This is a genomic window from Neobacillus rhizophilus (assembly GCF_018343535.1).
Classification (GTDB): Bacteria; Bacillota; Bacilli; order Bacillales; family Cytobacillaceae; genus Neobacillus; species Neobacillus rhizophilus.
Genome location: NZ_JAGYPF010000003.1, coordinates 24,216 through 34,868, shown reverse-complemented (window position 1 = coordinate 34,868; position 10,653 = coordinate 24,216). Strand labels below are relative to the sequence as shown.

Genomic DNA, 10,653 nt, shown 5'->3' with positions numbered 1-10,653 from the left:
AGGTAATAATAAATTTTTTCCAAAATTTATTATTCCCAAACAAATAAGGGCAACTACGCCTCTGTCTTCGCCCTAAGGGGCTTGCCAATCGGCGAATTTTCTTTAAGAAATAGACTTTCTTTTTTTGAGATTTGATGTATAATAATACCATTGAATGAATTTAAATACACAGTAATGTAAGGAGCGTTTAAAATGGCTAAGGAAAAAATCGTATTGGCCTATTCAGGCGGTTTAGATACATCCGTTTCGGTTAAATGGATCCAAGAAAAATATGGCTATGATGTTATCGCGCTAGGACTTGATGTCGGCGAAGGAAAAGACTTAGAAGCTATTAAAAATAAGGCATTGAACGTTGGGGCTATCAAAGCCATCATGGTAGATGCCAAAGAAATGCTAGCAAAGGATTATATTATTCCTGCATTAAAGTCTAACTGCTTATACGAAGGCAAATATCCTTTATCCTCTGCTCTATCAAGACCGTTAATTTCTAAATTATTGGTTGATGTGGCAGAGCAGGAAGGAGCAGCAGCGGTTGCCCATGGTTGTACTGGTAAAGGAAACGATCAAGTCCGCTTTGAGGTTTCCGTACAGGCATTAAATCCAAGTCTAAAGGTTGTCGCACCAGTTCGTGAATGGGGTATGACCCGTGACGAAGAAATCGCCTATGCACAGGAGAATGGGATTCCGATTCCAGTGGATTTAGACAATCCATTCTCGATTGACGCCAACATCTGGGGCCGTGCCTGCGAAGCAGGAGTTCTCGAGGATCCATGGGCAGAAGCACCTGAAGCAGCATACGATTGGACCAACCCAATTGAATTAGCTCCAGATCAGGCTGAATATATTGAAATCGAATTTGAACAAGGTGTTCCTGTAGCCCTTAATGGTGAAACTTTACCGCTTGTTCAAATGATTGAAACGTTAAATGCCCTTGGCGGCAAACATGGTGTCGGCCGTATCGACCACATCGAAAATAGATTAGTAGGGATTAAATCCCGTGAAGTATACGAAAACCCAGCTGCACTGATTTTAATCAATGCTCACAAAGAATTGGAGTTCTTGACATTACCACGTGAAGTAACTCAATTCAAAACACAGGTAGACCAGCAAATGGCAAAAATCATTTACGAAGGTCTTTGGTATTCACCATTGAAAGCTGCGCTTGATGCGTTTATCGACGAAACTCAAAAGGTTGTTTCCGGAACAATCCGCGTGAAGCTTCATAAAGGTAACCATACGGTTGTCGGCCGTAAGTCCGTTCATAGCCTTTACAATGAAGAGCTTGCTACTTATACAAAAGGCGATGCCTTTGATCATAATGCAGCGGTTGGTTTCATTAAGCTTTGGGGTCTGCCAACAAAGGTATATTCTGAGGTTAATAAAAAAGAAGAATCTGTTGTGAAACAATAATCTTATTTGAAAAATAAATTTGGAGTGCCCTCGAAGCTGTTTCGGGGGCAATCTTCTTACATTTAGGAGGAGCAAGTGATGTCTAAGCTATGGGGCGGACGTTTTACAAAGGAAACCAACAAATTAGTGGAAGAGTTTACAGCATCGATTTCCTTTGACCAAAAGCTGGCTAAGGAAGATATTGCAGGAAGCCTTGCTCATGTGCAAATGCTTGGTGAATGTGGCATTATCCCAGTGGAGGATGCGGAAAAAATTAAAAACGGCCTTCTGCTGATTAAGGAAAAAGTAGACCGCGGCGAGGTCGAATTTTTAGTTGAAGATGAAGACATTCATATGAATATTGAAAGACAGCTAATTGAAGAGATTGGACCTGTTGGCGGGAAACTCCACACAGGCCGCAGCCGGAACGACCAAGTGGCGACGGATATGCATCTTTATTTAAGAACAAAGACAACTGAGTTGATCACGTTGGTTGAAGAGGTTCAGCAGGCGATTATCGGACAAGCGAAGGAGCATGTGGAAACGCTGATTCCGGGCTACACCCATTTGCAACGCGCGCAGCCTGTCTCATTCGCCCATCATTTAATGGCTTATTTCTGGATGTTCGAGCGGGATAAGGAGAGACTGATGGATTCGTTGAAACGCGTGAACTGGCTGCCACTTGGTTCGGGAGCGTTGGCAGGAACAACATTCCCGATTAACCGTGAGATTGTTGCCGAGCAACTAGGCTTTGAGACCATCTATCCAAATAGTATGGATGCCGTCAGCGACCGCGACTTTATCCTAGAATTCCTGTCGATTGGCTCAATCATAATGACACATATTTCTCGTCTTTCAGAGGAATTGGTTATTTGGTCAAGCCAGGAATTTCAGTTTGTCGAGCTCGATGATTCGTTCTGTACAGGATCCAGCATCATGCCACAGAAAAAGAATCCTGACGTACCAGAGCTTCTGCGCGGAAAAACAGGACGCACGTATGGCAATCTGATTGGCTTGCTGACTGTGTTGAAAGGACTGCCGCTAGCTTATAACAAAGATCTTCAGGAAGACAAGGAAGGCATGTTTGATACGGTGGTTACCCTAGAAGGCTCATTGAAGCTTTTGGCACCAATGATTGAAACAATGACCGTTCGCAAGGATGTCATGCGAAAAGCTATCAATAATGACTTTTCTAATGCTACTGACATTGCCGATTACCTTGTCCGCAAAGGATTGCCATTCCGTGAGGCACATGAAGTGATTGGGAAAATTGTTCTTTACTCGATCCAATCCGGCAAATTCCTGTTGGATTTGACGATGGACGAATACCAGCAGTTTAGTACTCTGTTTGAAGAGGATATTTACGTTGTGTTGGCGCCGGAGCATGTAGTAGCGGTCCGAAACAGCTTTGGCGGTACCTCGCCGGAGCAGGTAAGAGAGCAAATTAAACTTGCTGAGGGAAAACTAGAGCAGTAAGCTTTTTAAATAGGTAACTAAATTACCTTTTGGAAAAGAAATTAGTAGGATCTCTACAATTAAAGCCAGCGACCGTGCTGGCTTTTTATATGCCCGTAAATATGGAAGGCATTTCATTTGTATAAAATGCTAGATTATAAGATAATTCTATATGGAATCTAACTTCCAATAACCAATCTGGAGGCGAAAAATGAAACTTAGAGTATCTGTTGTTCAGTACCATCTTCACACAATCAACTCATTTGAGGAATTTGCCGCTCAATGTGAGCATTATATAAAAACCGCCGAAGAATTCGGGGCTGAATTTGTCCTTTTTCCTGAATTCTTTACTACGCAATTACTTTCCATTGGAAATGGTCAAGGACAAAGCCTGACCATCAATGACCTGCCTAGCTTCACCAACCAATACCGTGAACTATTTATTAAATTTGCAAAAGAAACCAACATGCATATCATCGCGGGGACCCATGTTCTTGAAAAGGATGGCAAGCTCTACAATACTGCCCATTTATTTTACCCAGATGGCCGTGTAGGCGAGCAGGCTAAACTGCATATCACGCCAACCGAGGTTAACGAATGGAATATGGCAGCAGGGGACTCGTTTCAAATTTTTGAAACAGAAAAAGGAAAAATTGCTCTGTTAACCTGCTATGATATTGAATTTCCAGAAATCGTCCGGATGGCGAAGGCGAAGGGAGCAGACGTGATTTTCTGTCCATCCTGTACGGACGACCGCCACGGCTTCCACCGCGTTCGTTACACGAGCCATGCCCGAGCGATTGAAAATCAGGTATATGTGGTGTTAACCGGAACGGTTGGCGCGCTGCCTACCGTTGATTTCATGCGGGCAAACTTTGGCCAGGCCGTCATCATCACTCCAAACGATATCCCGTTCCCGCCAAAAGGACTTTTAGTAGAAGGGGAAATCAACAACGACATGGTCGTAACAGCCGACCTTGACCTGGAACTGCTATACGAAGTTCGCGCGCGCGGTTCTGTGACCACCTGGCGCGACCGCCGCACCGATTTATATACAGATTGGAATTAAAACGAGGGAGGTCTTGCCATGTATCGTAGTGAATTTTACGTTTATGATCAGGACCGGCCTCTGCCGGTTTGCATCCGTAATTACACAATGGAGGACTTTGATCAGCTCATCGAAATCCAGTCCGAATGCTTCCCGCCTCCTTTTCCATCAGAGCTTTGGTGGAATAAAGAACAATTAACTAATCATGTGACCCTGTTTCAGGAAGGGGCATTATGCGTTGAAATCAATGGGAAATTGGCGGGCTCGCTCACCGGAGTTTGTGTCGAGTTGGATCCGGACAATCACAGCCATACTTGGGAAGAAGTTACCGACCACGGCTACATCCGCAACCATAATACGAACGGCAACACCCTCTACATTGTTGATATCAGCGTCCGTCCGAAGTACCGCAAGCTTGGGCTCGGAAAATTAATGATGTATGCCATGTACCATGTGGTCATTGAAAAAGGCTATGACCGACTGCTGGGTGGCGGTCGGATGCCGTGCTATCATAAAGTGGCTGAAAAAATGACGCCGGAAGAGTATCTAGAAGCTGTCATTAAAGGCGAGCTGAAGGATCCCGTCATCAGCTTTCTCCTCCGCTGCGGACGTGTCCCAATCGGTGTCGCCAGAAACTATTTAGAGGATGAAGAATCCCTCAACAATGCGGCATTAATGGAATGGAAGAACCCATTTAAATAATTTAGAAGGGGAATTAGAAAAAATGGAATTTAAACGCATTACCAATATCGAAGACCCAAATTTTAAAAAGCTTCACGATTTAATGGGACAGATTTTTCCTCCGGAAGAGGTCCTCGAATATGAATTGTGGAAAGAACCGTTAGAAGACCCAAGTATCCGCGTATTCGTTGCCGTCTATGAGGAAGAGGTCGTCGGTGCCACTGAATACCGCTATTATCCGGACTGGAACATTGCGATGACCGACTTCACCATCATCAGCAAACCAGGCCTCTCGCTTGGCCGATTTTTAGCAGAAAATCGTCTGAAAGACTTAAAACAGCTTGCTGCCCAAAACGGAAAAGAGCTTTTCGGAATGTTTGCCGAAATCTATGACCCATACCGTGTAGAGCACCACGAATTTGGCGGCGTGAAGGTCATGGACCCGTACGTGCGCCGTGAGGTTCTGTCACATTTAGGCTATAAGCGCCTTGACCTTGCTTACGTTCACCCGTCCTGGGAAAACAACGGGGAAGCGGTGTCTGGCCTCGATCTATGCTTCATGCCGATAAAGGAAGAAATCGCCGAAATTCCGGCATCACTTGTTAGAGACTTTCTTACCACCTATTACTCGGTGCTCTCAAACAAACCACAGAAATGGCTGGATATGGTTGAGAAATTAGCAGCAAAAGAAACGGTCGCCCTTTTACCACTTTAATATTGACAACTCTTGAAAATTCAGATAATATACTTTTTATATATCTTTGGAAATTTAATGAAAAATCAAATAAATATCTCTTATCCAGAGCGGCGGAGGGACTAGGCCCGATGAAGCCCGGCAACCTTCAAGGTATTCCTTGAAAAGGTGCTAATTCCTGCAGGTTATTTGTAGCCTGATAGATAAGAGGAGGAATAAAGCCCTCTTCTTATGAAGAGGGTTTTTATTTTTCAAAAAAATAAAGGGGTGGCAGACATGTCTGTAATTAAAGTGGCAATTCTCGGGTTCGGTACGGTTGGTGAAGGGGTTTATCGGACCATTCAATCACATAGCGATGAGCTAGCGGCAGAATTAGGGAAGGAAGTAGAGGTTGCTGCCGTCCTTGTCAGAAACAAGCGAAAGCCGCGGGAGATTAACGGAAATGTTCTGCTGACAACGGACTTCGAAGAAATTCTGCAATTGCCGAAGCTTGATGTCGTGATTGAGTGCATCGTGGATAAAGACCCGACTTTTACCTACTTGAAAAAAGCAATCCAACGGGGCTGCCACATCATTACAGCGAACAAAGAGATGTTTGCCCACCACGGGAATGAGCTTATAGAGTTAGCGGAACAGCATCAGGTGTCGGTTGGTTTTGAGGCAACAGTGGCGGGAGGGATTCCGGTCATTCAAACTCTCGGACAGCTTTTAAAAATTAATCGTGTCCAGCGGATCCTGGGAATCCTTAATGGAACGTCAAATTTCATCTTGACCGAGATGAGGGAGAAGCGGCAGTCATTTGCCGAAAGCTTGCTGCGTGCACAGGAAAATGGCTATGCCGAGGCGGATCCGACCAATGATGTGGAAGGCTTTGATGCTTTTTATAAAACAATGATCCTCAGCAGGCTGGCATTTGGAGAAGAGCCTGACTGGCGTAATGTCGAGCGGGTAGGGATTACGTCTATTACAAGTGAATTGATCGAAGCAGCGCAAAACTTAGGGCTAAGGTTTAAACATATCGCGAGCATCTGGAAGTCTGGCACCCGCATTCAGGCATCGGTGAAGCCGGTTCTGGTCGGTTCTGAACACCCTTTTTACCATGTTGAAGGGGTGGAGAACGCGGTGAATGTAAAATCTGATATCGTTGGCGAAATCACCCTTCAAGGACCGGGTGCAGGCATGTACCCAACTGCTAGTGCCATCATTGAGGATTTAGTCCATGTATGTCAAAGCCACATGACTAAATCTAATTATTTGAAAACCTCAGGGGAGGACATTGAGTTAAAAAATGAACACCAGAGGGAATACTGGCTGGTTCAAGGACTGGTCCAAAAATATGGCAGTCCCGCTATTACACTGGTGGATGAAATCTCTGAAGGAATCTTTGTTCTAAAGGGTACTAAAAAGGACATAGAGCAGCTTGCTCAAAGACAACCATCGGTTCAATATTTTTCGATCCTGGGTAAGGAAGAATTCCTTGTTCGGGGGAACGAGGAAGCAAAGGCATTATAGGGTTTAAGGGGCATCTTTTATCTGATGCTCCTTTGCTATGAATGGACATTAATTTATCCAGCGTTTTTTCCACATCTAAAGTCCTGTATTTATAGGCATTCCGCAGGTTTATGCACATTATCCAAATTTCGGAAGCGGTTACCTACCGATTATTATTAACAGAAAGGCTGATTTTAAAAATCAGGTTTTATAAGGGGGAAGCTGGTGTTGTCCACATTATTCACATTGTCCACAAAAGGTGAAGGGGAAGGATAACACTAACATGCCGTATCGAGTTCACATTCTTTTCAAATTTCTAACTTTAATATGTTAAGAAACTGTGAAAGCCGTTGTTTTTTCAATAGGAGGGGAGTATATTAAAAGTGTAAAGAAGATAGTGAAACAATTCACAAACACTTCTTTATAAGAAACAGCTAGCTGATCAATCCCTTTAAAAAGGGGTAAAACCAAATAAAATTGTGAATCATTTCACAAAAAACTTGGAGATGATTATGATGAGATGGTACAAAACTCCATACGCAGCTGTTGTTTGGACAGTATTACGTGTTTGGCTTGGATTACAATGGATTGAGGCAGGATATCATAAGTTAACAGGCGGTTTTGATGCAACCGGATTCCTAAAAGGAGCAATGGCGGCAGCAACCGGCGATCACCCTGCAGTTCAAGCGTGGTACGCAGATTTCTTACAGCAATTCGCTGTTCCTAACGTGGGAATTTTTAATACATTAATACCTTGGGGAGAAATGTTAGTCGGTATTGGCTTAATCGTTGGCCTTGCCACTATCCCAGCCTTGGTTGCCGGTGCATTTATGAACCTGAACTTTATGCTGGCAGGTACGACAAGCACGAACCCAATTCTTTATACAGCCGCGATGATTCTTTTATTCGCAGGTGCAGGAGCTTACTATTTCGGGCTTGACCGATATGCAGTTCCTTTTATCAAAGGCTATTTCAAAAAGGCTCATGTAAATGAGGTAAAAATGCAATAAGGCAGCACCAATTAATAATCGTTAATTCCCCCTTTTAAATACATTTAAAGAAGCAGGAATCCTGCTTCTTCTTTTTTTAGCTAATAGGAAAGAATAAATTTTCACAAATTTATTCTTTCCTAACGCATAAATTCAACTACGCCTCTGTCTTCGTCCTATCGGACTCGCCAATCGTCGAGTTTTCATTTATCTATTTGCGATTTCTGACACGCTGGTTTGCCGCATTTGCACGCGCCATTGCTTCTAAGTCAGCTCCATCCGCCATTTCCTTGGAGAATTCTACGTCCTGTCCATCTGATTTCATATTTTTCGGTACTTGAGGAAGTGAGGCTTTGTTTTTGTCACGACTTTTATGCCCGTGTGAACGGCCCATTAAAAAAAACCCCTTTCATTTTATCGCTAGTGGAGCTAAAGGCTTGCTCCCTTTACTAGCATTTGCAAATGGCAAGGGGTCCATTAATGGAAAATTTATATAAAGTTTTTAGTAAGTTACCTTTTACGTTTCGTGTAGCCGCCGGCCCGGTCCGCCATTTTAAACTCATGACCGTACGCGACTTCCTGCATACTTGTTAAATTTGTTCTTTCCCGATCCTTATTGCGCTTCTTATTTTCTGACATCATGCTCATCCTTTCAACTATTTGAATTAGGTAAAAATGGTACATAATGTACACTTCACCATTTTTGCCTTATCAACTCTGAAAGATACGGTTTTAAGTAAATATATTTTTCAGCGCAGGTTTTAAATCTGGATATTGGAAGGTGTAGCCGGATTCTAAGAGTTTGGCTGGCAGCACTTTTTGGCCATCGATCACCAGTGTGCTCATTTCCCCTAATAGAGTTTTTAAGGCAAAGCTAGGCACTGGAAGCCAGTTCGGCCGCTTGAGAACTTCGCTTAGTACTAAGCCGAATTCATTCATGGTGACAGGATTTGGGGCCGTAAAGTTGACCGGACCTTGAACGGTTTCATTTTCGATGATAAAGAGTATGGCTTTAACAACGTCTTCAATATGAATCCATGACATCCACTGCTTTCCTGTGCCGATTGGCCCGCCAATAAATGATTTATAAGGGAGTGCGATTTTTGGCAGGGCACCTTCTTCTTGATCAAGGATGATGCCAAATCTGCAAAAAACGGATCGTATCCCAATTTCGGTTGCTTTTGCGGCTTCTTTTTCCCATTCCATGACTGTACGTGACAGGAAGTCATCACCGCTGCCTTTGTTATCTTCTGAAAAAGTCTTATCCAATGAGGTCCCGTAATACCCGACCGCACTGGCATTAATAAATGCTTTTGGTTTTGGGTTTAATTCGTTCATGATTGTTAGAAGCTCATGGACGGCTTCGAGCCGGCTGTTCAAGATGGTTTTCTTTCTATGCTCTGTCCAGCGCCCGCTGTTTATGGATTCACCGGCTAGGTTGATGATGACATCCGTTCCTGCCATTAACGTGGCTGGGTTAGAATTTGGGTGCAGCCATTGAACGTATTGAACGTATTGAACAGGTCCATCCTGATTTGCTTTTCGCGTTAAAACAATTACCTGGTGGCCGTTTTTGGTTAATTCTTTTACAAGTGCTTTACCAACAAAGCCTGTTCCGCCCGCAATCGCAATTTTCATTTTTTCGCCCTCCTTATTACCTTTATTTTATTATATTTTTTAACCAATATGGTAAATTAGAGTGGGGGTGACCGTGATGGCTATAATTACAAAAATCACCACACAGCAAAAAAATACAGACCGTTTTAATATTTTTATGGATTACGGCAAAGGTGAAGAATTTGCCTTTAGTGTTGACAGTGATGTGCTGATCAAATTTGGCTTAAAGAAAGGGATGGAAGTGGACGAATTTTCCCTTTTGGAAATTCAATATCAAGACGACATCCGCAAAGCCTATAATTTAGCAGTTCATTACCTGGCACGGCGAATAAGGTCAGAAAAAGAAATCAGAGACTATCTTGATGAAAAAGAAATGGAAGAGCCAGTTATTAATGAGGTTATTCATAAGCTGACAGCTCAGAAATACATAAATGACAGGGAATTTGCCTTCGCCTTTGTGCGGACGCAGGCAAATACCACGGATAAAGGCCCTGATGTGGTCAAGCAGGAACTAAAGCAAAAGGGGATTAGCGAGGTAATTTTGGTTGAGGCGCTAAAGGAATTTACGCAGGAACAGCAAATCGAAAAGGCCTCTAAGCTTATCGAGAAGTTTTTCAAAAAGGGATCTAAGGATTCGCTGCGGACCCAGAAACAAAAGCTGGAACAGATGCTGCTTCGTAAAGGGTATTCGTATGAAGTTATTCAGATTGCGCTTGAGGATGCGGGTACGAGGAAAGCAGATAATGCTGACGATGATGGTGGTGGTGGCGAGCTTGAAGCGATCCGCTATCATGGTGAAAAGGCCCTTCGGAAATACTCGCAATATAGTGGTTTTGAATTCGAGCAAAAAATGAAACAGGTACTTTATCGGAAAGGTTTTTCCATGGAGTTGATTGAGAAATACTTGTCTGAGCTGTAAAAGACAATATGTTCTCCCTTTGGAAGCAAAATGACTATTAAGAGGCTTTTAAAAGACAAAACGGGTGCGGGTTTGAGTGGAAATGTCCAATAGAAAGCAGGTAAAGGACAAAACGGGTAGGGCTTGGAGAGGAAATGTCCAATAGGAGATCTCTAAAGGACAAAATACCCTAGTGGCCGCCTCAAAATGTCCTTCATTAAGCTAATGAGGGACAAAATACAAGGGGGTCCGGGTCAAAATGTCCTTCATCAAGCCCATGAAGGACAAAACACATCTGGAGTTGCCGCAAAATGTCCTTCATCAAGCCCATGAAGGACAAAACACACCAGGGTCCGCCCCAAAATGTCCTTCATCAAGCCCATGAAGGACA

The 10,653-nt window shown here is 43.4% G+C and carries 11 protein-coding genes and 1 riboswitch; of the genes, 8 read left to right on the top strand and 3 right to left on the bottom strand.

Going from position 1 to position 10,653, the window contains the following annotated elements; all coding sequences use genetic code 11:
* The first annotated feature begins 192 nt into the window (after window positions 1-192).
* The 7 genes from KHA99_RS13660 to KHA99_RS13630 all read left to right on the top strand — a co-directional run bounded on the left by KHA99_RS13660 (window position 193) and on the right by KHA99_RS13630 (window position 7,768).
* Window positions 193-1,410, top strand: a complete 1,218-nt coding sequence (locus tag KHA99_RS13660; RefSeq protein WP_213118045.1) for an argininosuccinate synthase — start codon at window positions 193-195, stop codon at window positions 1,408-1,410.
* 78 nt (window positions 1,411-1,488) lie between these two features.
* Window positions 1,489-2,865: an argininosuccinate lyase gene (gene argH, locus KHA99_RS13655; protein WP_213118044.1), complete on the top strand. Its 1,377-nt coding sequence runs from the start codon at window positions 1,489-1,491 to the stop codon at window positions 2,863-2,865.
* 190 nt (window positions 2,866-3,055) lie between these two features.
* A complete protein-coding gene (locus tag KHA99_RS13650) occupies window positions 3,056-3,913 on the top strand; it encodes a carbon-nitrogen hydrolase family protein (protein WP_213118043.1) in 858 nt (285 codons plus the stop codon).
* Between the two features lie 18 nt (window positions 3,914-3,931).
* A complete protein-coding gene (locus KHA99_RS13645) occupies window positions 3,932-4,594 on the top strand; it encodes a GNAT family N-acetyltransferase (RefSeq protein WP_213118042.1) in 663 nt (220 codons plus the stop codon).
* Between the two features lie 22 nt (window positions 4,595-4,616).
* Complete coding sequence (locus KHA99_RS13640) at window positions 4,617-5,288, top strand: GNAT family N-acetyltransferase (RefSeq protein WP_213118041.1); 672 nt, start codon at window positions 4,617-4,619, stop codon at window positions 5,286-5,288.
* 77 nt (window positions 5,289-5,365) lie between these two features.
* Window positions 5,366-5,477: riboswitch (SAM riboswitch) on the top strand.
* Between the two features lie 66 nt (window positions 5,478-5,543).
* The gene (locus tag KHA99_RS13635; protein WP_213118040.1) at window positions 5,544-6,779 is read left to right on the top strand and encodes a homoserine dehydrogenase; all 1,236 of its coding nucleotides are present in this window, start codon (window positions 5,544-5,546) and stop codon (window positions 6,777-6,779) included.
* A gap of 494 nt (window positions 6,780-7,273) precedes the next feature.
* On the top strand, window positions 7,274-7,768 hold the full coding sequence (locus tag KHA99_RS13630; RefSeq protein WP_213118039.1) for a DoxX family protein: 495 nt from the start codon (window positions 7,274-7,276) through the stop codon (window positions 7,766-7,768).
* A gap of 190 nt (window positions 7,769-7,958) precedes the next feature.
* Here the strand turns inward: KHA99_RS13630 and KHA99_RS13625 are convergent, their stop codons facing one another.
* The 3 genes from KHA99_RS13625 to KHA99_RS13615 all read right to left on the bottom strand — a co-directional run bounded on the left by KHA99_RS13625 (window position 7,959) and on the right by KHA99_RS13615 (window position 9,385).
* Window positions 7,959-8,141, bottom strand: a complete 183-nt coding sequence (locus tag KHA99_RS13625; protein WP_213118038.1) for a YfhD family protein — start codon at window positions 8,139-8,141, stop codon at window positions 7,959-7,961.
* A gap of 116 nt (window positions 8,142-8,257) precedes the next feature.
* Window positions 8,258-8,386, bottom strand: a complete 129-nt coding sequence (locus tag KHA99_RS13620; RefSeq protein ID WP_213118037.1) for a YfhE family protein — start codon at window positions 8,384-8,386, stop codon at window positions 8,258-8,260.
* A 93-nt stretch (window positions 8,387-8,479) separates the two neighbouring features.
* A complete protein-coding gene (locus tag KHA99_RS13615) occupies window positions 8,480-9,385 on the bottom strand; it encodes a TIGR01777 family oxidoreductase (RefSeq protein ID WP_213118036.1) in 906 nt (301 codons plus the stop codon).
* A gap of 76 nt (window positions 9,386-9,461) precedes the next feature.
* Between KHA99_RS13615 and recX the strand changes: the two genes are divergently transcribed.
* Window positions 9,462-10,283, top strand: a complete 822-nt coding sequence (gene recX / locus KHA99_RS13610; protein ID WP_213118035.1) for a recombination regulator RecX — start codon at window positions 9,462-9,464, stop codon at window positions 10,281-10,283.
* Window positions 10,284-10,653: the final 370 nt, after the last annotated feature.